Source organism: Streptomyces spiramyceticus, assembly GCF_028807635.1.
Classification (GTDB): Bacteria; Actinomycetota; Actinomycetes; order Streptomycetales; family Streptomycetaceae; genus Streptomyces; species Streptomyces spiramyceticus.
Genome location: NZ_JARBAX010000002.1, coordinates 566,166 through 587,177, shown reverse-complemented (window position 1 = coordinate 587,177; position 21,012 = coordinate 566,166). Strand labels below are relative to the sequence as shown.

The window sequence follows — 21,012 nt, the reverse complement described above, 5'->3', positions numbered from 1 at the left end:
ATTCCATAATGCGGAAGTGCACTTCTGCTATACGGAAGCAATCTAGGGTGAGCTCTTGCGTGCGTCAAGAGCGGCAATGACGGAAGTCCCTCCCCAAGGCATCGCTGTTGGTGGACCATGGACCACGTACCGCAGTCACAGCACCGACGGTCCGAGGGGGACAGTCATGGGAGAGAACGTGCCGGTGCGCTGCCCGGCATGCCGTCGCGAGCACGCATTCACGCCACCGGTCTTCCCCTGCGCATGCGGGGCGCCGCTGGCGCCGCCCCTCTTACGGGGCGCGGCCCCGGAGCGGATCACGCACCGCACCTGGACCGACGCATGGGTCACCGTCCGCTGCGGCTCCTGCGGCCGCCAGGACCAGTGGCCGCAGCCCGAGCTGGGGTGCGCGTGCGGTGCGGTGCTGCGCATTCCGGTACGACCCGTGCCGCGCAACCCCCCGCCCCCGCCGGCCGCCGCCCCAGGCAGCCGAAGAGCCGACGGATCCGCCCCCACGGCCGGACATCCCTCGCACATCCCGCTGCCGCCGACCGCGGCTCCCCCGCGTCCGAAGTTCCGCCCGATGACGATCAGGACCGCACGGGACGCGGTGACCGCGGCCGCGCTCTACCTCAAGTGGCTCGGATTCCGCGACATCATGCAGTCCCCCGAACGGCCCGCGTCCGGCATAGACCTGCGCGCCCCCGGCCTGGTCGCCCAGGTCGACCCGACGACCCGCCCCGCAAATCTGCGAGACGTCGAGTGCCTGTGGCTCAACGGGCTCAGCGCGTCGGCGGTGAGCGTGTTCTTCTCCCTCGCCGGGTACGCCGACGATGCCCGGGCCCGCGCCGACGACCTCGGCATCCCGCTCTTCGTCATGGACCTCACCGGTACGCCGCAACCGGTCAACCGTCCCGCCGACGAGCTGATCAGCACAGGCGCCTGAGCGATACTCCCGCCATGCATATACGTCCCGCCAGGACCGCAGAACTCCCCACGCTCCAGGACATCGAGCGTGCCGCAGGTGAGCCCTTCCGAACGCTGGGCATGGCAGAGATCGCCGACGACGCCCCGCCCGGCATCGAAGTGCTGGAGCGCTATCTCCAGGCGGGCCGCGCCTGGGTGGCGGCGGACACCGGCGACGAGGCCGTTGCCTACCTGATCGCCGATGTCGTCGACGCCGCCGCACACATCGAGCAGGTCTCGGTCCACCCCTGCGCCGCCCGGCGCGGCGTGGGACGCGCCCTGATCAGCCACGTCGCGACCCACGCGGTCAACGAGAACCTGACGGCGCTCACCCTCACCACCTTCACCGACGTTCCCTGGAACGCCCCGTACTACGCCCGGATAGGCTTCCGCACACTCGCCGATGCCGAACTGACGGACGGACTGCGGCAGATCAGGCGCGACGAAGCCGCGCACGGCCTCGACCGCTGGCCGCGGGTGTGCATGCGGCGCGAGCTGTAACGGGTGACAGGTCAGACAGGCCGAGGGGGAAGCGAGTCCGATGGCCGCGAGTACGCGTATGCGCGGGACAGTCCTGACCGGGCCGGGGCCGGTGGAGAACCTCCACCTCCGTGAACTGCCGATGCCGCAGCCCCGCCGGGCTGGCTCCGTATCGCGGTGCGCGCCTTCGGCCTGAACCGCTCCGAGCTGCACACCCGCCTCGGCCTCGCGCAAGGGGTGACCTTCCCCGCGCGTACCGGGCATCGAATGCGTGGGCACGGTCGACGCGGATCCGGACGGCGAGTTCAGGACCGGACAGCAGGTCGCGACGATGATGGGCGGCATGGGCCGCACCTTCGACGGCGGCTACGCCGAGTACACGGTCGTGCCGCGCGGCCAGGTCATCCCGTTCCGGTCGGATCTGCCGTGGGAGATCATCGGCGCGGTGCCCGAAACCTTGCAGACGGCGTACGGCTCGCTCACCACCGGCCTGGATCTGCGCCCCGGCCAGACCCTCCTCGTGCGCGGCGGCACCTCGTCCGTCGGGCTCGCCGCCGCGGCGCTCGCCAAGGACATGGGGCTCCATTGTCCTGTCCACGACCCGGCAGGCCGGCCGGGCCAAGGCGCTGACCGAGCACGGCGCCGATCATGTCCTGGTCGACACCGGACGCATCTCCGACGATGTACGGAGCATCGTGCCGGGCGGGGTCGACGCGGCCGTCGAACTCGTCGGAACCCCCACCCTCCCCGACACTCTCGCCGCCACCCGCGTCCACGGCACGGTCTGCTTCACCGGAATGCTGTCCAACGACTGGACCGTGCCGGACTTCTACCCCATCGGCTATCTGCCCAACGGGGTCCGCCTGACCGGCTACGGCGGCGAGTCCACCGACCTCCCCGCCGCCGTACTGCAGGACTGCCTCGACAAGATCGCCGATGGCCGCATCGCACTCGGTCCGCCCCAGGTCTACCGTCTCGAAGAAATCCGCGAGGCCCACTCGGACATGGAGCACAACCGCTCGGTCGGCAAACTGGTCGTCCGCATCGACAACCTCTGACCGCCGTTCGATCGCTAGTCGCTGTAACGCTCCCGCAGCTCCACCTTCCTGACCTTGCCGCTGACCGTCATCGGGAACGAATCCATGATCGCCAGGCGCCGCGGGACCTTGTAGTGGGCGAGCTGTTCGCGGCAGTACGCCGTCACCTCGTCCAGCGTCGGCGGGTCGTCCTGCCTGTGGGGGATGACGCAGGCCAGGATCTCCTCGCCGTAACGCTCGTCGGGGAGACCGACCACCTGGACGTCGGAGATCTTCGGGTGGCCGTACAGGAACTCCTCGATCTCGCGTGGATAGACGTTCTCGCCGCCCCTGATGATCATGTCCTTGATGCGGCCGACGATCTGGACGTAGCCGTCCTCGCGGATCACCGCCAGGTCACCGGTATGCATCCAGCGGCCCGCGTCGACGACCTCCGCTGTCTTCTCCGGCTCCTCCCAGTACCCGAGCATCACGCTGTAGCCGCGCGTGCACAGCTCGCCCGCCTCACCGCGCGGCAGCGTCACACCCGTCACCGGGTCGACGACCTTGATCTCGACGTGCGGCATGACCCGGCCGACCGTGCCCGTACGGCGCTCAAGATCGTCGTCGCGGCGGGTCTGGGTGGAGACCGGGGACGTCTCCGTCATGCCGTAACAGATGGACACCTCGGCCATGTGCATTTCGGCGACAACCCGCTTCATCACCTCCACGGGGCAGGGTGAGCCCGCCATGATGCCGGTGCGCAGGGAGGACAGGTCGTACGAGGAGAAATCCGGAAGGCCGAGCTCGGCGATGAACATCGTGGGGACGCCATAGAGGGAGGTGCAGCGCTCCTCCTGGACGGCCCGGAGCGTCGCGGCCGGGTCGAAGGACGGCGCCGGGACGACGATGCACGCGCCGTGGGACGTGGCCGCGAGATTTCCCATCACCATGCCGAAGCAGTGGTAGAACGGCACGGGCAGACAGATCCGGTCCTGCTCGGTGTAGCCGACCATCTCGCCCACGAAATAGCCGTTGTTGAGGATGTTGTGGTGGGAGAGCGTCGCACCCTTGGGGAATCCGGTCGTCCCCGAGGTGTACTGGATGTTGATGGGGTCGTCGCACGACAACTCGGCCTCGCACGCTGCCAGTTGGGCCTCAGTGACGCGCTGCGCCGCATCGAGGAGCACGTCCCAGGAACCGTCCTCGATGTAGTGGACTGCCCGCAGCCCGGGACAGTCCGGCCGCACTTGATCCACGAGTGCGCGGTAGTCGCTCGTCTTGTGGGACTGCGAGGCGATCAGGACCGAGATGCCCGCCTGGTCGAGTACGTACGCCAGCTCGTGCGCCCGGTAGGCCGGATTGATGTTCACCATGATCGCGCCGATCCGGGCCGTGGCGTACTGCACCAGCACCCACTCCGAGCAGTTCACCGCCCAGATCCCGACCCGGTCGCCCTTCACGACCCCCGTGCCGAGCAGTCCGCGCGCCAACTGGTCGACGGCCGCACCGAATTCCGCGTACGTCCAACGGCCGCCCGTCCCCAGGTCGACCAGCGCCTCCCGGTCCGGGTATGCCGCGATCGCCCGGTCGAGGTTCTGGCCGATCGTGTCGCCGAGGAGCGGTGCGGAGCCGGTGCCGTGCGTGTACGAGCTCATCGCAGGTCTCCCTCGGCATACTCGGCGTACTCGGCGGACGAGCCCTTCGCCGTGCGCTCGCGCAGCTCGATGCGGCGGATCTTGCCCGACACCGTCTTGGGCAGCTCGGCGAACTCGATGCGGCGGATGCGCTGGTACGCCGCGAGCACCGACCGCGAGTGCTCGAAGAGCACCTTGGCGGTGTCGGGCCCCGGCTCCCACCCCTCCGCCAGTACGACGTACGCCTTCGGCACGGACAGCCGCAGCGCATCGGGCGCGGGTACGACCGCCGCCTCCGCCACCGCCTCGTGCTCCAGCAGCGCGCTCTCCAGCTCGAACGGCGAGATCTTGTAGTCGGAGGCCTTGAACGGGTCACCCCCATCAGGTGGCTCATCTTCACCAATGAGCAGGCGAGGGTCTACACGGCCCTCTACGCGCAAAGGAGGCAGCTCAACGCCGTCGTAGGCGGGAGCGCCGGGAACGGCATCCAGAGCCTCCATGAGGCGATCCCACTGGCCCGTCTTGACCCACCGAGGCCAAGCGCTGGCCGCCTTGATCCCTACTTCCGCCCAAGAAGACCCAGTACGCGCCTTGTCGAGCATGGCCCCCAGAAGCCCGCGAGGATCCATCGGACGACGGCCCTGACGAGGAGCGTTGAAGATGGGCTCCACCAGCCCCCAGGCCTCGTCGGTAAGCGCAGGAACCACCGTGTCGCGGTCCCGGAACCAGGCGCTGATCTTGTCATCGGCGCGGAGCTTCTTAGGAATGTCCCCAAGAATCGTCACCCGCAGGTCCAGCAGATCAATGACGTCTTCTTGCTGTCGAGCATCCATGGTGTGCAGCCGTACCCGTGCCATCTTGGCAAGAGCCTGGAGATCCCTAGCGCGGTCTACCGTGCTCTTCGCTTCCTGGAGCCAGCTGTCGGCTTCGGCCCGGAGCTTTTCCAGCCCCGCCAATTCCTCGTTGAGAGGGCGCACGGTTCGCTCGACCGACTCCTGCGCCTCCTTGGCACCCAACTTCTTCCGAGCGGCCTGACGGGCTGCGGCTGCCATAGTCACAGCGATGGTCGCGTCCAGCTCGTCGATTTGTGTGTCCAGCTCGATAATTCGAGCCTCGTAATCCACGCCACTGTTTTTGACCATGTCGAGCCAGTCGGTGGCCATTTGATTCAGCCGCTCCGGGTCCTCCAGCAGTCTGCAAACCTCAGTCCAGACACGATTTTCCAGAGCGTCCGCATTGATTTGAGCACAGTCGCACTTTTGCTTCTTCTTGTCCTTTTGGTTTTTTCCTGAGCATCGGTAGGCCCGCTTGTCGTCCCTCCCGATGCGGCTCACGCCTGTGTAGTACGCGCCACACAGTCCAACCACGTGCTTACTCAATGGGTGGACGTTCGCGTCTGTGGTTCGCGGTCCCCGAGATGTCCGAGCCAGGGCCAGGTTGAGGAGCTTCAGCTCTGTGGGATTGAATACCGGGTCGAGCTGAATGACCACCGTCTGCCCGAAGAGAGGCTTCCCGTCAACGTCGAGCCTGATCTTCGGGCCCTTGGGGTCGCGGTAGAGACGAACAGATTCCTGTACGGCCTGTCCGGTGAGCACATGCCGGAGGGATCCACGAGGCCAGTGATCCATGGTGGGGCCAGGAACGCCCTCCGCGTTGAAGAGGTCTTCCGCCTCGCTTGTGTTCATCCCCTCCTCAACGAGGAGCTTGTGCGCCCTGTGCAGAGTGGGGTACCCCTCGTGCTTCTCTCCGGTATCGAGCACCAGGCGACTTTCGCCCCGCTTCCCCTGATTTTCGATGCGGTAGCCGTACGGCGCGACACCGCCGGGGTGACCGCCAACCTCCGCCTTCTCCTGGACACCGCCCTGCGTACGGTCGCGGATGGTGATGCGCTCGACTTCCGCCTTGTCCTGCTCCTTGCGCATCTTCGAACGACCCTCTTCGGTCGTGTTGTCGTAGTCGCCTCTGACGACTGCCGTGAAGATGCCGAGGTCTTCCAGCTTCCAGACCCAGGGCCAGAAGGCGCGGTCACGACGGCCGATGGCACGCTCTTCGGCAACGACGACCACATCGAAGGGCCTCGAGGTCTGCTGTGCCAGCTCCATCAGGCGCTTGAGGTCGGGACGCTGCGTGTGGTCGAGGCTCCCGCTGAAGCCCTCATCAGCGAACGTGTCGACGTGCAGCCAGCCCTTCTTCTGGATGTGTTTGACGGTTCGCTTGCCCGTGTAGGTGATGCCGTAGCCCTTTTTCTGCTCTTCCGTGGAGACGCGCAGGTAGTCAACCGCGCGGAGCTGGGGCTGGGCTGTTCGATCGAGGGCGCTGATCGCGGATGTGACAGAATTACGCATGTCAGTCCCTCCAGACTGGCCAGGCCCCTGGAGCGTTGGCGCGCTGCCGGGGGCCATCCATGTGATGCGGCAGATCGTACCCTCCAACGCCCGCCCCACCGGCCGGAGTTACGCAGCCTTGTCCTGGTTCAGCTGCTGTGGCGGTAGGAAGAGCAGCTCAAGGAGCCGCTTGTACGCACCCGGGTCATCAGACCGAATCATCCACCGGCGGTGAGAACTGCAGACCGGCCCTACACCGTGGGCGTGACTCCGCCCCCGCGAGCTTTGCGTTCGAGCTGCGACCGGTGGGCGGCGCCGCCTGCACACGCCACGCCCGTACGTCACCTACAGCCATACCGGCAGCGGACCGGCCACCGCCTTCTACCTCGCAATGCTGTGAGCTGAGCCCAACCCGCCCCCGCCGGGCTCGGACCATGCCCACAGCCCTGGCACGCACCTTCCGTTGCGGGCCAGGGCTGACCACTGCGTTCGACGCACTGGCTTATGGGCCGTCACCGTTGGAGGTCGCGGCATTGGCGACTCTCCCCCCAAGCCCTCAACGAAGCGGCAACGAGCGGCGCAGGCGTTATGGGACTCCGTAGCCGTGTTCGGAGAGGTCGAACCAGTTGCCTTCGGGGTCGGTGGCGCGGTATTCGGCGAACGGGCGGAGTGAGGCTCGGCGTTGGGGTTCCTCGACATCCGCGTGGGCCAGGGTGGCGCAGGTAGCGGGCAGGTCGTCGACCTGGAAGCCGAAGTGATTCATGCCCAGGGGGGCCTCGCCTTCCATCTGGTGCTTGAGCAGGGCGAGGGTGAGGTAGCCGTCGCTGAGGAAATGGTTGCCTTCCGGATCGCTGTGGATGACTTCCATGCCGAAGTGCTCCTGGTAGAACGTCGCGAGCTTGTCCGGGCGGCGGGCGTAGAGCGCCAGGTGGCGCAGTCTCGGCCTGGGCATGCGGATTCTCCTCAGCCTTGGGCGGGCAGCGGGACCATGTTGATGAAGGACAGGATTTTCCAGCCTCCGGGGCGGTGTTCCAGGACCGCTTGTGCATGCATGTGGTGCAGGGCGGTTCCGTCCGCGCGCAGCAGCCTGTTCTCCACGTGGGCGATGGCGATGTCCGGCCTGAGCCGGCTGATGCGTTGGACGGTCGGCTCGAGCCGGGTACCGGCGTACTGGGTGGTGAAGAGCTGTGCGTGCGCCAGGGCGATCTTTGCGCTGCCGCGGACGTGGTCGCAGCGCACGGATGTGAAGTCGGCGTCTTCGGTGAAGGCTTGCGCGAATTCCTTCGCGTCGGATCGGGCCCAGGCGGCCGCCATCGCGGCGAAGACCGAACGGATTTCCTCGGCGATCACACGTCGTCTTTCTTTCGTCAGTCCGTGCAGAACTGAATGTGAAGCGGCGGGCAAAGCGCATCCTGGGTCCCGGAGGGCGGGCCCCATGCGCCGAGCGTGTAGTACAGGAGCTGGTCCACGCGCTCCACGTAACAGATCATGTTGAGCGGCCAGTGCGTGGCGCCGAACATGTAGGCGTCCATGGGGGTTGGTGCTTCGCTGATGCGCAGCCCCTGCTCGCTGGGCGGGCCCAGGCGGTGCCAGTCGGGATGCAGGTGGATGGATCCGACGATGTCCAGCCCCTGCTCGTCGGCGCGCCGGTGGATGCGTAGCAGGTCCTTCGAGTCGCACCAGAACCCGCGGTGGATGTTGTCGTACGCCGCCCCGAACCGCGGCACGACCTCCGCCCTGAACTCCTGCGCCGCGACCTGGTCCGTCGACCGGACGCTGCGGGCAAGTTCGACCCGGCGCACGACGGCCCGCTCCCGGTCGAGCGTGCCGACCAGGATCGCGAAGCACGACGGTGGCTGGCTGGGTGTGCACGCGTCGTAGGCCGTGAAAGCCGCATCGAGGAACGGTTCGAGCGTTCTGTGGCTCAGGACCGCGGTCGTGCACCGGACGAGTTCAGCTTCGAACGCTCGAACCATTGGCATTCCCCCCTTGCGCCCCTCAGCTGTCAGAGTTTGACCTTGGTCCCGTCCCAGATCTCGGCGTCCCAGACATCCCCGTACAGCCAGTTGCCCGGGGCCTGCGGGTCCCGGCTGGTGTAGTAGTCCTTGTAGGCGGACAGGATCTCCTCCACCGACAGCGACCCGTCACCGTTCAGGTCGAGCCGCTCGAAGGCGATCTGCCGATTCTCCGGAGAACTCCCGACCGCCTTCTGGAAACAGAGGAACTCCTCTGCGTCGACCCTCCCGTCGCCGTCACGGTCACACAGGCGCCAGATGGCCGCCGCCAGCGGCCTGAACACCTTGTCGAACAGCGGCGGGTTCTCCCCGAACGTGCCGATCATGCCCTTGCGCCACTGCTCCGGACCGATCTGCCCGCTGGTGAGCTCTAGTTCACGGGCGATGCTCCGCACGAACTCCTGGAAACTCCGGAACAGCGCCTGCGCCTCGGGCGCGTCGAACGCGACGTTCTGGTACGCGATCATCCGCGCCGCCAGAGCCATGACGTCCGCTTCCTCGAACACCCCGTCGCCGTCCACGTCCACGTGGCCGAAGCAGACATCGATCTTCCGCTCCAGCAGGTCGCTGACATCCTGAGGATCTGCCATGACTGAATCCAACTCCCCTTTGATGCACCCGCCTTGTAGCGGGTTTGTCGATCTCCAACCTCCCCGCCGCATATCCCACAAAACGTTATTACCGAGATTCCAAAAAAGAGCGATAATGCGATTTACCTCATGGGGGAATTGCATTTGGCGTTCTCTGGCGCGTCAGTTTTCGGGCCGACGGCCCCTTCGCTGCACCACGAGCACGCGTGGTTCTTCCTGCCCATCGACGGCACCCGGTCCTATGTGCCACCACTGACACCCCGGGGGCGCGCTGCGCCGGGCGGAACGCTTGCGGGTCAGCGGCTGTGACCGGCCCGTGCAACTCCACCGAACGGATCACCCGTCGGCGAGCTCCCCAGGCGGAGACCCGACTGATCCGCTGACGTCACCCGGCGGCGGGCGCCGTGCCCTCACCGAAGGGCGGCACGTCGGCCACCGTGACGTCCAGGCGCAGCCGCACGTAGCGCAGCGGGTGGCGCCAGGCTCCGCTCGATGGCGGTTTCGGCGCTGATCTCGGCGATCAGCTCGGGGATGACCAGGATCGGGTCGAGGGGGTTCGCGGCTGCCCCAAGCGGCGGTGAACCGTACGCCGGTCCAGGGATGGTCGGGGCGGCTTCGGTGAGGTGGTCAGCGAGCTGCTGGGCGCCGTCCGGCTTCAGCGGCGTCGTCCGGCCGACCGCGCGCAGCCGACCGTCTTCGTCGTACCGCCCGAGGACGAGCAGCTGCGGGCGTCGCATTGTGCCGGTGGCTCCGCCGATCACAGCTTCGGTCGTCTGCCGTCGGCGCACCTTGAATCATCCTCGGGCGCCACACATGTATCGCTGCCCGAGGCCCTTGATGGCCAGGCGCTCCACTCCTTGGACTTCGGTCCAGGACTCCAGCCACTCCTGGGCGACGGCCAGGTCCGTTGTCATCGGGCACAGCGTCCATGGCGGTGTCAGGCCGTGCTCGGTGAACAGGCCCTCAAGGACGGCGCGGCGGCGCTCGTAGGGCTCGTTCACGAGCTCCTGGCCGTCTTTCTGCAGGACGTCGAAGGCGATGAAGTGAGCGGGCATCGCCGCCGCAAGCTGCGCCCTGGTGCGGCCGCCGGAGGAGGCGCGGCGCTGCAACGCCTCGAACGACAGCCGGTCCCCCCGACCACACCACCAGCTCGCCATCGAGGACCAGGCCGTCCCGCAGCTGCTGCGCCGCAGTGACGAGGTCAGGGGAAGTGGGGCTGGATCAGGCTGCCGCGCCGCGACTGCAACAGCACTGGCCCGCCCGGCGGCGACCGGGTGAACAGCAGGACGCGGTAGCCGTCGAACTTCGCCTCGAACGCCAGCCCGCCGGGCAGCACACCCGGACCAAAGTCATGCCGATGCGGTACGCGAGCAGATCAACGCCGACGGCAGCATTACTGAGTACTGGTAGCCGAGCCTGATCAGCCGCTCGCCACTCCCGTGCGAAGGAGTTGCAGACGCCTCCGGTCGGCTGAGCACCGCGGGCAACTCACCCCCGTATCCGGCATGGGGGTGGCCGCCCCACGTTGCGGAGCTGGCGCGGAAGATCGCCGGGGTCCTGAAGATGCCGCAGCCGGCCACCACGTGACGTCGCTGCTGGAGCGGCTGCGGCATCACCCGATGAGTGGAGTGCAGCGCAGCGGTCCGCGTCGTTGACCTGGTATGACGACGCAGACCGCCGCTGGGGCCGAGGTAGCCCCGGATCGCAGCTCCTGCTTCAACGCGGCTGAGGCTGCTGCCCCGTGAGACGAGATGCTCACCCCGGAGGTTCGCTCCACTCTGCGCTGCGCGTTGGAGCCGAGGCACGAGGACGCTCACGCGTCGGAGATCGGAATCAGCGACGACGGCGTGTGCGATACGGACATGTGGATGTTCTGGCGGTCTGGGGTGCCCGGTACCCGTGAGATCCGCCAACCGGGGACCTCCCACTGGGGGCTTGGCGAACTCGGCACCAACCCGTGTGTCCTCTTCCTGAGCCATGGCGGAAAGGCACGTTGCGCAGGGCATGGGATTCGTTGACGACCAGGGCCTGAATCGCTCCGGCGAGCGCCCCTTCGACGACACCTACGCGGATCGAAAATGATGTCTGTCAGGTGACGGATACCTAGTGGTGATCGTTTCCCGCGATCGCCGTGATCGGTTCCCACTTCGCTGGTCAGGGCGGGTAGACCGCGAGGGCGAGCCCGGCGATGCTGCAGCCGCCGGGGAGCTCGCGGTCAGTGGTCCAGGAGATCTTTACCGGGGCGCCCGCGATGGGAACCTCCGCCGGAAACCCCAGGGTGGCTCCCTCTGCCCACCTGGTTCGGCATTGAACGAGGGGCCCGAGGCGGCCCGGTAGTGAACCGCGTGATCCCTCGGACACCGGTGCGGCCCCCAGCCGGTGTCGTGGGTCTTCAGCAGGTTGCGGGGAGGCGCGGTGACCTACGGGTCAGCGGGTTATGCCTGGTTCCACACGGAAGGACGAACTGACTGTCGGATGAGTGTCTTGAAGTGCTGTGCGCAGTTGGGGCTCGTGAGAGGTCCTTCGTGGATCCCCATTCTGTCGAGATGAAAGATGTGGCGATGCAGCCCAGTCTTCGCGTTCTTCCTGCCGCTCTCGTCCTGCTGGCCACTGCGGGCGGTGCTTTGGCCGTCGGAGCTCCTGTGGCTTCGGCCGACGACAGGTCGGCCCCGCTCGTGAGCCTGAAGAACCTTCAGCAGGGCAGGACGAGCACGTTGGTGTCCCCAAACGCGGTTCAGGAGCGCACCTTCGTCAACCAGGGCACGGGTGCCCAGCTCGTTGACGCCAGCAATACCCGGCAGGGCGTTGCGGTCGCGGGGCTGAGCCCGCTGTACGTCAACCGCGACACGTTCATCAACCATGACTGAGCGCGGCAAGCGCGCGCTGGCTCTGGCCATCGCATCGATGAGCGGCGTCCTGGCATGCGCCTCGAGTGCTGTGGCGGCCACTCCTCCGCTGGTGAACGCCCAGTGTGTGGGGCAGGGAGCGATGGTGGCGCTGTTCGAGCACGACACGACGCATGTCGGCCGCTATGCGTGCACCAGCACCGAGGGGGCCGTGATCCTCGATCTGAGCAGGGCCTTCCAGGGAGCGACGGCCACGGTGTCGGGCTCGGGCCAGCGGTTCACCCAGGTCTTCGAGTAGATGGTTGACCGTGAGGTTCGGCGTGAGGAGGGTGCCGAGGTTTCCCTCGGCACCCTCTCCGGAACGACGTTGTCCCTGCGATGGGTGCCGCCCGAGCCGCTCACCCAAGCGGACCGGGCAGCGGTGACGGCGATCCGCGCCTTCAGGGGCAAGGCCTGGTACGAATCGGGCGCGCGGCCGTGGTTCCTCGCGGACGACTCCACGTTCCATGATGTGGGGGAGCCGGTGGAGCATGATTTTGGGGCCTGGCACGGTCTCGCCAGGGACGACGGTGGGCATCTCACCGGCTGCGTGCGGGTCACACCGGTGGACCAGGCCGCGTCCAGCCCTGCACTGGCCGCACTGGACGCGAACACACTCGACGGTGTCCTGAGCCGGATAGGCCGCCCGGCCACCGGCCAGGGTGCCGAGCTGGGCAAGCTGGTCGTCCATCCCGCCCACCGCGGGGGGCGTACCGCGTCACTGCTCGTCGCACTGTCCCTCGCCGTCGGACGTGCCCTGCGCCGAACCCGGGCCTGGGGTTTCGTGGCCACAGGACGGGGACAGCACCGGTTCCTCGCTCACTACGGATGCCATGACCTGGGGCACGTACGGGAGTACCCGCTCTACGGCGAGGAGACCCGCCTGATGTGGTGCGACCTGACCGCCCCCGCCGGGAGATTCGAACCACTGGTCAGTGAGCTGGCCGGCCGGATCTCGATCAACGAGCCATCTCGCCGTCCCCTGCCGGCAGTTACAGAGCAACCACCCCGAACGAGAGGCCTGAACGTTGACGGCCGTCCCTGTGCAGCTGCGTCCGAGCCGACAGTACGTCGTGGACCGGCTGCGTGAGATCCGGGCAGCGGATCCCGAACTGGCCCAGCGCCTGCGCCGCCTGCAGAAATTCTCCGGCACCATCCGCACCAACGTCGTCTTCCTCACCCGCGCCTGCGACATTCGCTGCCAGGGATGCTGGTACTTCGGCCACGGTATGGAAAAGGGCGTCTCCGAGACCACCGACGTGGACCTCGCCGACGCCTTCGCCCGGCAGCTCGCCGGCGCCGGGGTCACGCACGCGCTGCTCCTGGGCGGCGAGCCGACCCTGGTGCCCGACCGCATCCGGGCCTTCACCCGCCACGTCCGCCACGTCACCGTGGTCACCAATGGCCTGCGTCCGCTGCCGCGCGAAGCGGACTTCGACGAGGTCAACCTCGCCGTGTCCGTCTTCGGCGGCGGCCCCCTCGACGACCAGCTGCGCGGCATCCGCCCCAACGGCTCCCGCTTCACCGGGCTCTTCCCACAAGCCCTGCGCAACTACCAGGGCGACCGCCGCGCGGTCTTCATCTACGCGCTCTCCGACGACAGCACGGAACACATCGAGGACACCGTCCGCCGCATCCGCGACAACGGCAACCAGGTCAGCTTCAGCTTCTACAGCGCCTACGACACCGACACCCCCATCACTCCCGACTCGTCCCGGCGCGAAGACCTGCTGAACGAGGCCCTTCGCGTCCGTGTGCTGTACCCGGACGCCGTCACCAGCCACCCCTACTACATCCGCACCGCCGTGACCGGACGCTCCCACTGGGCTGAATTCGGCTACGACGTCTGCGCCACCATCAGCGAAACACACCCCGACCACCTCAAGCGCCTCGCCAACGGAAACCCCGTACTGCCGGAGTTTGCCGCCTACCGGCCGGATTTACGGACGGTGCAATTCTGCTGTACCTCCGGAGACTGCCGCGGCTGCCGCGACAGCCAGGCCGTCCACAGCTGGCTACTGGTCAGCCTTCCCCATTTCCTCGAAAGCGTCGCCCGACTACGCGAATGGGTCGAAGTGGCGGAGAGCTTCTACCGCCAGTACTACTGGTCCCCCTACCACCCGAGGCACACATGAACGCACTGGCAGCCCCCTACATCATCGAACAACCGTCCCAGCTGGACGTGTTCACCGCCATCCGGGACCCCCACATCAGGCACGACCCCTACCCGTTCTTCGCCTGGCTGCGGGAACACGCCCCGGTCCACCACAATCCCACCGGCGGCGTGTGGTTCGTCAGCCGGTACGCCGACGCCCTCCGCGTCCTGCGCGACCCGCTCTTCCACACCCCCGACTCCTCACAAAGCGGCGAACGCTTCGCCCGCTACCGTCAGTTTCCGACACTGCTGTCCCTCCTGGAGGGGTTTTCCGCGGCAGAGCCCACGCAGCGTGCTCAGCTACGCGCCACAGCCGCGCGCTATTTCACCCCGCGCAGGCACCAGGAGTTCCGCTCCCTGTGCGCACGCCACTGCGAGCGGCTCCTCCCGCCGATCGTCGGCCGGCTGCGTGACGGCGCGACGGTCGACCTGCATGCCGAGCTCGTCTACCCTTTCACCTGGAGCGTCATCTCCGACGTTATGGGCGTCCCCGAGCCCGAACGCGCTCGGATCATCGAGCTCGCCCTGCCCACGCTCGCCGCCTTCAATCCCTCCCTCGCGGACGAGGAGATCCAGCGGGCGGAAGAAGCCGGCATCCGGCTCACCGCGTACTTCACCGACCTCCTGGACCGCCGTCGCTGCCACGGACCGTCCCCCGAGACGCCACCGGACCTGGTCACCTGCCTCTCCGGCAACCTGCCCCCACAACAGGCGGTCGCCGTGCTGTGGGTCATCTGGGCCGCCGGCTACGAAAGCACTGTCGGCGGCATCATCAGCGGGATCCTGGCCATGCTCGAGCACCCGGACGAGGCCCACTTCCTCGACGGCACCTGGGAACAAGCCGACGCCTTCGTCACGGAATGCCTGCGGTACGACGCACCAATCTGGGCGACCGGAAGCTCCCGTGTCCCCAGAGAACCGGTCGACTTGGGAGGCGTCCTGGTACCTCCCACGGCCGACCTGCGCGTCCTCGTCGGCGCCGCCAACCGCGACCCCGCCGCCTTCCCCGACCCCGATCGGTTCCAACCCGCACGCTCCTCGAACAAGCCCCCCATGGTCACCTTCGGCCAAGGCCCCCACTACTGCCTCGGGGCCTCCCTCGCCCGCATCGAAATGACCACTGTCCTGACCCAGCTCCGCCGTCGACTGCCGCACCTGACCCTCGCCGCCCCACCACGACGCTCCGGCACCGGAGCCCTCCGGCGCTACGAGGACCTGATGGTCACGCTATGAACCGCCGGTGCTGGCGTAGTCCCTGACCCCAATCGATCCCGGTCCGCTACCCGGCAAGACTCTGCTACTCGTCGGCCTCCGGCCTGTTTCCCTCACCCGAATGCGAAGCCCCGATGGCCCGCGACGAGAACGCCACATACGGTCCGAAATAGATCACGAGGCGCTGTCTCCAGTGCTGTCCCGGGACAGGAGGGCGTCTGTGATCCGCCTTGCCCACCCCCACAGCACGCCTGGACGGGGGCCTTCAGCGGCCGGAGGTTTCGTATGACTGTGCATCCCGCTCCCCAGCTACCGCTGTTGAGCAGACCTTGCCGTCCGGCATACCGGCGGGTTCTCACGACGGGCCTCGTCACGGCCGCACTGGTCACGCTGGGGCTTCCCCCGGTTGCTGCGGGCGCGGCTCAGCCCACGTGTTTCGGCCGTGCGGCGACCATCACGGGTTCGGGAACGATCGATGGGACGCCCGGCGACGACGTCATCGTCGGCTCCCCGGACGTCGACACGATCGACGGTGGGGGGCGGCGACGACCGCATCTGCGCCCTGGGTGGCAATGACACTGTGAATGGCGGCCTCGGCAACGACCGGATCGACGGCGGCTCCGGGAACGACACCATCCACGGCGACGTCTCCACCGCCACCGGTAACGCCAGCGGTGGCGGGAACGACCGGCTGTTCGGCGGCGAAGGCAACGACAACATCGCCGGTGACAGCATCGCCTTCGACGGCAACGCCAGCGGTGGGGGCAGGGACTTCATCGACGGGGGCCCCGGGATCGACAACCTCAGCGGCGACAGCATCTCGGTGACGGGCGACGCCACTGGTGCAGGCGACGACATCATCCGAGGTGGCCCGGGCCCCAACGGTCTCTGGGGCGACAGCGGCGCCGCCCGCAACGCCCACGGAAGCGGCGGCAATGACCAGCTGGACCTCGGCCCTGACGGAGGTTTTGCCCTCGGCGATCACAACATCTTCGACCCCCAGGGCGGCCGAGCGACCGGCGCCGGCAAAGACCGGATCACCGGCGGAAGCGCCCCGGACGCTCTTGTCGGTGAGAGCTCGGTGGTGGACGCGTCCCAGACATTCGCCGAAAGCGATGTGCTGATGGGACGCGGCGGCGACGACGTCCTGTTCGGCGACAACGCCGATTTCAATCTCGCCACGAGCGTAGGCGCTGCAGGCGGCAACGACCGCCTCTTCGGTGAGACCGGCGACGACACCCTCAAGGCCGGTTCGGCCAACGACATCCTCAACGGAGGGCAGCAAACGGACGACTGCGACGGCGAGGCAGGCAACCGCGATGTCGCCGTGCAGTGCGAGACGGTCAACGGCGTCCCGTAGAACGCCCGACCGGCCGCGCCACCGGCCGGTGAAAGACGTAGGCGCCTCCGGTCTCGCCGAGCCCCGGGGGCGCCGACTCCCGCGCCCGACTGGGACGCCATGACGTTCGTCGGTATGCGAGTCATGTTCGGTCGCGGTCTGCGGTGTTGCGCCGTTCGCGGGGTGACATGCCGTAGGCCGCTCGGAAGGAGCGGCTGAAGTGGGAGGTGCTGGTGAAGCCCCAGCAATGTGCGACAGCGGTCACTGACGGGCCGGCGTGGCGGGGGCGGCTGAGTTCTCGTCGGCCCGCCTCCAGTCGGCGGTGCAGGATCCACCGGCTGACGGTGGTGCCCTCGTTCTGGGTATCGGCATCCACGGGCATCGCGGTGATGCGCCGCAGGTCGGCCTCGCGCACGCCCAGCATCCACCGCGGTATCTGGAAGACGTGCATGCGGAAGAGGGCGGGGTAGGTGACCGTGTAGGGGCGGGTGGTGTCGAAGAAGGTGAGGGATCCGGGCCGGAGCAGTGTCTGGCAGCACAGCCGGTGCGGTGGGCGCTCCGAGGGGAGGAACTGCTGCGGGAGGCTGATCAGGTCGTGGGACATGGTCTCGGCAGATCGGTTCCCGCAAGGAGCTTCCCGTCCATCTACCGGCCAGTGTCCGACGCTTCCGTGGTCAACGGCTAGGGCCTGTCCGGCGGATCTTGCCGGACAGGCCCCTGGTCATGAGGAGGGCTCAGCGCTTGAGCGTGAAGGTGAAGTCGCCGGAGAGCTTGCCGCTCAGCCGGACTGCCGAAACGAGGTTCCCCTCCGTGATCAGTCTCTCGACCTCGGCCCGCGAAAGACCGCAACCTTCAGCGATCAGTCGCACCGGCCGGACAGGGATCCGCGCCGCAAACCGGACCGAGACGTCGATCTTCCCCAAGCTCTCGGCTTCGCTCGAGCAGGGGAGACCCCATCCGCGGTCCAGGTAATCCGATCCGCCGGTGTCGAGGCGCCAGGCGTTGTCCCAGTCGAGGGCGATGCGATTACGGCGCCGCACGACCGGATCCTGGAGCAGCTCAGCTGTCAGGCCAGGGTCGTTGTCATGCATCCGGTTCAGCAGCTCAGGTCGTACGGAGCGCACGCTCATCCGCTCCAGGACCGTGAGCTTTGCAGTTTCCCCGCAAGCGGTACAGAGCGCGAGGAGCCAGGCGTCGATGAGCTTATGGTTTGCGTTGACGCGAAATTTACCGCTTGCCCGGAAGCGCTCGGACGCGCACGCGTGGCAACGGCGGAGAACGAGCGGCAGGCAGGTGGGCACGACCACCCAGTTTTCGAGCACAGAAGTACACCGGTTTCAGTGAGAAGTCCGCAGCAAAAAGGAGCGCGGCGCACATGCGCGACGCGCGACAAATCAGCGCTCGGGAGGTCTCACAGGGTGTACAACGGCACGTCCTTGCCTAGACGACTTGGTTCGGCAGCACGGTAATGGCGCACAGCGGCGCTGCTCCACTGGTTTTCCAGCGCCTCACCGCCAGGTTCCGTCCGGCGGATCATGGACGAAGCCAGAGCCAGATCGCGGCGACGGTGACGATGCTGTGGAAGACGTAGGCCCGCTTGTCGTACCTCGTGGCCACGGCCCGGAAGTTCTTGAGCCTGTTGATCGTCCGCTCGACCTCGCTCCCACGCTTGTAGATCGTCTTGTCGAAGCCGGCGGGCCGACCGCCTTTGCTGCCCCGGCACTTGCGGTTGGCCCGCTGGTCCTTCGGCTCGGGGATGGTGTGCTTGATGTGGCGTCTGCGCAGGTAGCGGCCGTTACGACGGGACCTGTACGCCTTGTCGCCGCCGAGGTGATCGGGGCGGGTACGAGGATGCCCGCCGCCCAGGCGGGCGACGCGGATGCCTTCCATGACTGGAATGAGCTGCGGTGCGTCGCCCCACTGCCCTGGTGTGATCACGAATGACAGCGGGCGGCGCCCACCTTCACCGGCCAAATGGATCTCGCAGGTCAGTCCGCCCCGGGAGCGTCCGAGTCCCTCGTCGGGGCGGTGCTGTCGGGGCGTGTGTCTTCCCCCGGCACTCGCGGCGGTTTCTTGCGCGCTCCGGCGGCGTGTTGGTGGGCGCGACAGGAGGTGGAATACACGCTCGCCATGGACAGTCGATGCGGCCTGCCGCGTCGGCGTCGGCTTGGACGGCACGCAGGATCTTGTCCCACGTACCGTTCGCCGACCAGCATCTGTGTCGTTCGCAGACGGTCTTCCACTTGCCGAAACGTGCAGGCAGATCCCGCCAGGGCACTCCGGTCCGCTCCCGGAAGAGGATCCCGTCGATCACCCTGCGGTGCCTCTTCCAACGCCCGCCCCGCTGACCCGCCTTGGGTAAATGTGGCTTCAGCCGGACCCACTCGTCGTTCGTCAGATCTCCCCGTCCCACGACGGGCGCAACGACCCCGGCCCGAACCCTTCACATGATCCGCCGGACAGGCCCTAGTAGTCCTGGACGTCACCGCCGCTGATGAGGCCACCGCCCGAGCGATGATGACCCACTTGGAGAAGTGGTGGGCCACCTCCGGCATCACACCCGTGCGGCACGCGCCTGGAGTGCCGGGAGTCAAAGCCCGCGTGTACGCAGACCTCCGACGCCCCGGCACCATGACCTGACAGCCGCCGCTACGAGCGACGCAGTCCTTACGAGTTGTCGTCCTCGGCCAACTCCCCGCGCTCACCTCCGGTCGACTCCCACAGGGCGGCAATGCGTGCGGCGGCCGCGCGGGCCATGGCGAGATCAGAGGCGGTGATATCGACGCGGACGATGCCAGGGTCGGCCCATGGTGCGGTGTCAGTCATGTTGTCAGGCACGCAGGTCCGGCCACCGTGGTTCGCCGGACGGTGGGAATTCACGCGATCGGGTATCTCAAGCGCATCGCCCGCCGGGCCAGGGCCGCGCGGCGCCCCGGCGCATCCGCGCCAGGGCCCGTCCGGCGGGCGGCTTGGACGTCGCACCACCCCGGACGCACGTCCGAGCCGCCGCCACGTTCGGGTGCTTCACCGGCCGAGATGCGGCGCGCTGCCGGCATCGCTGCTGCAATGGGCACGCGCCCTTTCACGAAGCACAGCGGCGACACACCGTCCGGTCTCATAACATCCGCTTTCAGAACAGGGGTCCCACATGCACATGTGGAAACGACTGGCCCGGATGACCGTAGTCGCCGGTTCCGCGGCCGCGCTGGTGACAGGACTGTCGACCAGCGCCCAGGCCGCGTCGGGCACCTTCGCCTACAACCGGGCCGACACGGGCTTCCGGTTCTCCGTCACCAATCCGCCGGACAACCTGTGCATCCCGCTGGAAGGGGGAGCCGGCGTCGCCGACAACTTCACGGACACCCGGGCCATCCTCTTCCGGACGTCGGAGTGCACGGTCGCCCAGGACACGCTGTTTCCGAACGAGGGCGGCGTGTACGGCGGAGCAACGGTTCCGCACTCGGTGATGTTCATCCCCTAGCGGGGGTTCGCCTTGGGGCGCTTCCGGCGCCCCAAGGCGGCTTACTCGGGCACCGTGCCGTCGACGAGCCGGTCGAAGACCCGCTGAGCGGTGTGCCGCTGCTTGGCCGACGCGTCCAGGTCCGACTGCAGTGTCGATCTCGTCTGGCGTCCAGCCCGTGACGTCCAGGAGCAGCCCGTCCAGCGGCCCGCCGGTCAGTTCGACATAGACCTGTCCCCGGCCGCGGGGTGCCCTGGCTGCGACGGAGGCACCCTGGGCCCTTCAGTCTTCCATCGGCACGTAGCGACTTGTCTCCATGTCCAGGCGGCGTCGCTCGGTCGGTCGCAATCCGTGCTCCTGATCCCAACGCTTCAAGGTCATTTCGTCCTCGTTCCACTCGATGCAGCTTGCGCTGTCGAGGGTGAGGGTGAAGAAGCGCCAGGAGTCGTGAGGACGCCACCCGCTCGTTGCCTCGATCGAAGCAGCGGTCGCCTCGCGTTGCGTTTCATCCGCGTCCGTCACGCGCCCGCGCAGCTTGATCTCGCACCCGGGGTTACCGGCGTTCGTCACCGGAGTCTGCAGCACCAGGCGGGGGTCGCCGGCAAGGTCGTGTGCCTTGCGTGATCCGGCGATCATTACGAGCATCAGCTGGTGCCGGACGACATGCACTTCAACCGGGCTGATCCGGGGTGTCCCGTCCTGACGGATGGTTCCGACCAGAACGAAGCCGAAACGCTTGAACGAGCCATGCGCGCGTGCGGCGATCTCCGGTGCCGCCTGCTCGAACTCGCCCCAGCGCATGCAACCAGGCTCCCTTGATCATCACGCTGGGGCAAACGGGGCGCGCGGCGGTCATGCCGCTGGCCAGTTCGGGGCGTCGGCGCGGCCGTCCCTGCAGTGACCGTCACCACGCAGGCGCAGAGCCCTCCGGCTCCGCGCCTCCGGCCCAAGGAT

General features: G+C 67.6%; 24 protein-coding genes and 3 pseudogenes. 12 read left to right on the top strand and 15 right to left on the bottom strand.

Annotated features, from left to right (window positions below; genetic code table 11):
- Positions 1–166 precede the first annotated feature (166 nt).
- From PXH83_RS26145 to PXH83_RS32585, 3 genes and pseudogenes are all read left to right on the top strand, one after another.
- Positions 167–925 (top strand): hypothetical protein, encoded by a 759-nt coding sequence (locus PXH83_RS26145; RefSeq protein ID WP_274563601.1) that lies wholly within the window; start codon positions 167–169, stop codon positions 923–925.
- Positions 926–939: 14 nt separating this feature from the next.
- On the top strand, positions 940–1,446 hold the full coding sequence (locus tag PXH83_RS26140; RefSeq protein WP_274563600.1) for a GNAT family N-acetyltransferase: 507 nt from the start codon (positions 940–942) through the stop codon (positions 1,444–1,446).
- 250 nt (positions 1,447–1,696) lie between these two features.
- A pseudogene (locus PXH83_RS32585) lies at positions 1,697–1,777 on the top strand (hypothetical protein); the annotation flags it as partial.
- Between the two features lie 14 nt (positions 1,778–1,791).
- Here PXH83_RS32585 and PXH83_RS32580 read toward each other — a convergent pair.
- The gene (locus PXH83_RS32580) at positions 1,792–2,001 is read right to left on the bottom strand and encodes a hypothetical protein (RefSeq protein ID WP_420803250.1); all 210 of its coding nucleotides are present in this window, start codon (positions 1,999–2,001) and stop codon (positions 1,792–1,794) included.
- Between PXH83_RS32580 and PXH83_RS32575 the strand changes: the two genes are divergently transcribed.
- Positions 1,920–2,483, top strand: coding sequence for a zinc-binding dehydrogenase (locus tag PXH83_RS32575; protein WP_420803285.1), 564 nt, complete (start codon positions 1,920–1,922; stop codon positions 2,481–2,483). The two genes, PXH83_RS32580 and PXH83_RS32575, sit on opposite strands and share 82 nt — an antisense overlap.
- A 14-nt stretch (positions 2,484–2,497) precedes the next feature.
- On the opposite strand, the gene PXH83_RS26130 is transcribed toward PXH83_RS32575, so the two are convergent.
- The 9 genes from PXH83_RS26130 to PXH83_RS26090 form a co-directional block, all read right to left on the bottom strand.
- Entirely contained in the window at positions 2,498–4,099 is a 1,602-nt protein-coding gene (locus PXH83_RS26130; RefSeq protein ID WP_274563599.1) for an AMP-binding protein, read from the bottom strand.
- Entirely contained in the window at positions 4,096–6,423 is a 2,328-nt protein-coding gene (locus PXH83_RS26125; RefSeq protein WP_274563598.1) for a recombinase family protein, read from the bottom strand. The genes PXH83_RS26130 and PXH83_RS26125 overlap by 4 nt, the downstream gene beginning before the upstream one ends.
- Before the next feature lie 565 nt (positions 6,424–6,988).
- A complete protein-coding gene (locus tag PXH83_RS26120; RefSeq protein ID WP_274563596.1) occupies positions 6,989–7,354 on the bottom strand; it encodes a VOC family protein in 366 nt (121 codons plus the stop codon).
- A gap of 11 nt (positions 7,355–7,365) precedes the next feature.
- Complete coding sequence (locus PXH83_RS26115; RefSeq protein ID WP_274563595.1) at positions 7,366–7,752, bottom strand: SgcJ/EcaC family oxidoreductase; 387 nt, start codon at positions 7,750–7,752, stop codon at positions 7,366–7,368.
- Positions 7,753–7,769: 17 nt separating this feature from the next.
- Complete coding sequence (locus PXH83_RS26110; protein ID WP_274563594.1) at positions 7,770–8,378, bottom strand: MPN domain-containing protein; 609 nt, start codon at positions 8,376–8,378, stop codon at positions 7,770–7,772.
- Positions 8,379–8,407: 29 nt separating this feature from the next.
- Positions 8,408–9,007, bottom strand: a complete 600-nt coding sequence (locus PXH83_RS26105) for an EF-hand domain-containing protein (RefSeq protein ID WP_274563591.1) — start codon at positions 9,005–9,007, stop codon at positions 8,408–8,410.
- Positions 9,008–9,417: 410 nt separating this feature from the next.
- Positions 9,418–9,795 carry a hypothetical protein gene (locus PXH83_RS26100; protein ID WP_274563589.1) on the bottom strand — a complete coding sequence of 126 codons (378 nt, stop codon included), beginning with the start codon at positions 9,793–9,795 and terminating at the stop codon, positions 9,418–9,420.
- A gap of 6 nt (positions 9,796–9,801) precedes the next feature.
- The gene (locus PXH83_RS26095; RefSeq protein WP_274563587.1) at positions 9,802–10,164 is read right to left on the bottom strand and encodes an ATP-dependent DNA ligase; all 363 of its coding nucleotides are present in this window, start codon (positions 10,162–10,164) and stop codon (positions 9,802–9,804) included.
- Between the two features lie 44 nt (positions 10,165–10,208).
- Positions 10,209–10,343: a DNA ligase-like domain-containing protein gene (locus PXH83_RS26090; RefSeq protein ID WP_274563586.1), complete on the bottom strand. Its 135-nt coding sequence runs from the start codon at positions 10,341–10,343 to the stop codon at positions 10,209–10,211.
- A 1,225-nt stretch (positions 10,344–11,568) separates the two neighbouring features.
- Here PXH83_RS26090 and PXH83_RS26085 point away from each other — a divergent pair.
- The 6 genes from PXH83_RS26085 (at position 11,569) to PXH83_RS26060 (ending at position 16,619) form a co-directional block, all read left to right on the top strand.
- On the top strand, positions 11,569–11,874 hold the full coding sequence (locus PXH83_RS26085; RefSeq protein WP_274563585.1) for a hypothetical protein: 306 nt from the start codon (positions 11,569–11,571) through the stop codon (positions 11,872–11,874).
- Complete coding sequence (locus PXH83_RS26080) at positions 11,867–12,151, top strand: hypothetical protein (protein WP_274563584.1); 285 nt, start codon at positions 11,867–11,869, stop codon at positions 12,149–12,151. Before PXH83_RS26085 ends, PXH83_RS26080 begins: the two co-directional genes overlap by 8 nt.
- Positions 12,152–12,982 (top strand): GNAT family N-acetyltransferase, encoded by an 831-nt coding sequence (locus tag PXH83_RS26075; RefSeq protein ID WP_274563583.1) that lies wholly within the window; start codon positions 12,152–12,154, stop codon positions 12,980–12,982.
- Entirely contained in the window at positions 12,936–14,027 is a 1,092-nt protein-coding gene (locus tag PXH83_RS26070) for a radical SAM family protein (RefSeq protein WP_274563582.1), read from the top strand. The genes PXH83_RS26075 and PXH83_RS26070 overlap by 47 nt, the downstream gene beginning before the upstream one ends.
- Entirely contained in the window at positions 14,024–15,280 is a 1,257-nt protein-coding gene (locus tag PXH83_RS26065) for a cytochrome P450 (protein ID WP_274563580.1), read from the top strand. Before PXH83_RS26070 ends, PXH83_RS26065 begins: the two co-directional genes overlap by 4 nt.
- 559 nt (positions 15,281–15,839) lie before the next feature.
- Entirely contained in the window at positions 15,840–16,619 is a 780-nt protein-coding gene (locus PXH83_RS26060; protein WP_476691303.1) for a calcium-binding protein, read from the top strand.
- Positions 16,620–16,740: 121 nt separating this feature from the next.
- Here the strand turns inward: PXH83_RS26060 and PXH83_RS32745 are convergent.
- From PXH83_RS32745 to PXH83_RS26045, 3 genes and pseudogenes are all read right to left on the bottom strand, one after another.
- A pseudogene (locus PXH83_RS32745) lies at positions 16,741–16,959 on the bottom strand (helix-turn-helix transcriptional regulator); the annotation flags it as partial.
- A 373-nt stretch (positions 16,960–17,332) separates the two neighbouring features.
- Complete coding sequence (locus tag PXH83_RS26050) at positions 17,333–17,920, bottom strand: DUF1062 domain-containing protein (RefSeq protein ID WP_274563573.1); 588 nt, start codon at positions 17,918–17,920, stop codon at positions 17,333–17,335.
- 211 nt (positions 17,921–18,131) lie between these two features.
- A pseudogene (locus PXH83_RS26045) lies at positions 18,132–19,011 on the bottom strand (IS5 family transposase).
- Positions 19,012–19,073: 62 nt separating this feature from the next.
- Between PXH83_RS26045 and PXH83_RS26040 the strand changes: the two are divergent.
- A complete protein-coding gene (locus PXH83_RS26040) occupies positions 19,074–19,238 on the top strand; it encodes a DUF6207 family protein (RefSeq protein WP_274565170.1) in 165 nt (54 codons plus the stop codon).
- Between the two features lie 27 nt (positions 19,239–19,265).
- On the opposite strand, the gene PXH83_RS26035 is transcribed toward PXH83_RS26040, so the two are convergent.
- Entirely contained in the window at positions 19,266–19,424 is a 159-nt protein-coding gene (locus tag PXH83_RS26035) for a DUF6207 family protein (protein WP_274563571.1), read from the bottom strand.
- 322 nt (positions 19,425–19,746) lie between these two features.
- On the opposite strand from PXH83_RS26035, the gene PXH83_RS26030 reads away from it, so the two are divergent.
- Entirely contained in the window at positions 19,747–20,079 is a 333-nt protein-coding gene (locus tag PXH83_RS26030) for a hypothetical protein (RefSeq protein ID WP_274563569.1), read from the top strand.
- A gap of 261 nt (positions 20,080–20,340) precedes the next feature.
- Here the strand turns inward: PXH83_RS26030 and PXH83_RS26025 are convergent, their stop codons facing one another.
- Positions 20,341–20,859: a pyridoxamine 5'-phosphate oxidase family protein gene (locus tag PXH83_RS26025; RefSeq protein WP_274563567.1), complete on the bottom strand. Its 519-nt coding sequence runs from the start codon at positions 20,857–20,859 to the stop codon at positions 20,341–20,343.
- Between the last annotated feature and the right edge of the window lie 153 nt (positions 20,860–21,012).

What these genes read in the sequence shown, in the direction of transcription:
- PXH83_RS26145 (WP_274563601.1), top strand. Translation starts at nt 167, where the DNA reads ATGGGAGAGAACGTGCCGGTGCGCTGCCCGGCATGCCGTCGCGAGCAC.
- PXH83_RS26140 (WP_274563600.1), top strand. Translation starts at nt 940, where the DNA reads ATGCATATACGTCCCGCCAGGACCGCAGAACTCCCCACGCTCCAGGAC.
- PXH83_RS32580 (WP_420803250.1), bottom strand. Translation starts at nt 2,001, where the DNA reads ATGTCCTTGGCGAGCGCCGCGGCGGCGAGCCCGACGGACGAGGTGCCG.
- PXH83_RS26130 (WP_274563599.1), bottom strand. Translation starts at nt 4,099, where the DNA reads ATGAGCTCGTACACGCACGGCACCGGCTCCGCACCGCTCCTCGGCGAC.
- PXH83_RS26125 (WP_274563598.1), bottom strand. Translation starts at nt 6,423, where the DNA reads ATGCGTAATTCTGTCACATCCGCGATCAGCGCCCTCGATCGAACAGCC.
- PXH83_RS26120 (WP_274563596.1), bottom strand. Translation starts at nt 7,354, where the DNA reads ATGCCCAGGCCGAGACTGCGCCACCTGGCGCTCTACGCCCGCCGCCCG.
- PXH83_RS26110 (WP_274563594.1), bottom strand. Translation starts at nt 8,378, where the DNA reads ATGGTTCGAGCGTTCGAAGCTGAACTCGTCCGGTGCACGACCGCGGTC.
- PXH83_RS26105 (WP_274563591.1), bottom strand. Translation starts at nt 9,007, where the DNA reads ATGGCAGATCCTCAGGATGTCAGCGACCTGCTGGAGCGGAAGATCGAT.
- PXH83_RS26095 (WP_274563587.1), bottom strand. Translation starts at nt 10,164, where the DNA reads ATGGCGAGCTGGTGGTGTGGTCGGGGGGACCGGCTGTCGTTCGAGGCG.
- PXH83_RS26085 (WP_274563585.1), top strand. Translation starts at nt 11,569, where the DNA reads ATGCAGCCCAGTCTTCGCGTTCTTCCTGCCGCTCTCGTCCTGCTGGCC.
- PXH83_RS26080 (WP_274563584.1), top strand. Translation starts at nt 11,867, where the DNA reads ATGACTGAGCGCGGCAAGCGCGCGCTGGCTCTGGCCATCGCATCGATG.
- PXH83_RS26075 (WP_274563583.1), top strand. Translation starts at nt 12,152, where the DNA reads ATGGTTGACCGTGAGGTTCGGCGTGAGGAGGGTGCCGAGGTTTCCCTC.
- PXH83_RS26065 (WP_274563580.1), top strand. Translation starts at nt 14,024, where the DNA reads ATGAACGCACTGGCAGCCCCCTACATCATCGAACAACCGTCCCAGCTG.
- PXH83_RS26035 (WP_274563571.1), bottom strand. Translation starts at nt 19,424, where the DNA reads ATGACTGACACCGCACCATGGGCCGACCCTGGCATCGTCCGCGTCGAT.
- PXH83_RS26030 (WP_274563569.1), top strand. Translation starts at nt 19,747, where the DNA reads ATGCACATGTGGAAACGACTGGCCCGGATGACCGTAGTCGCCGGTTCC.
- PXH83_RS26025 (WP_274563567.1), bottom strand. Translation starts at nt 20,859, where the DNA reads ATGCGCTGGGGCGAGTTCGAGCAGGCGGCACCGGAGATCGCCGCACGC.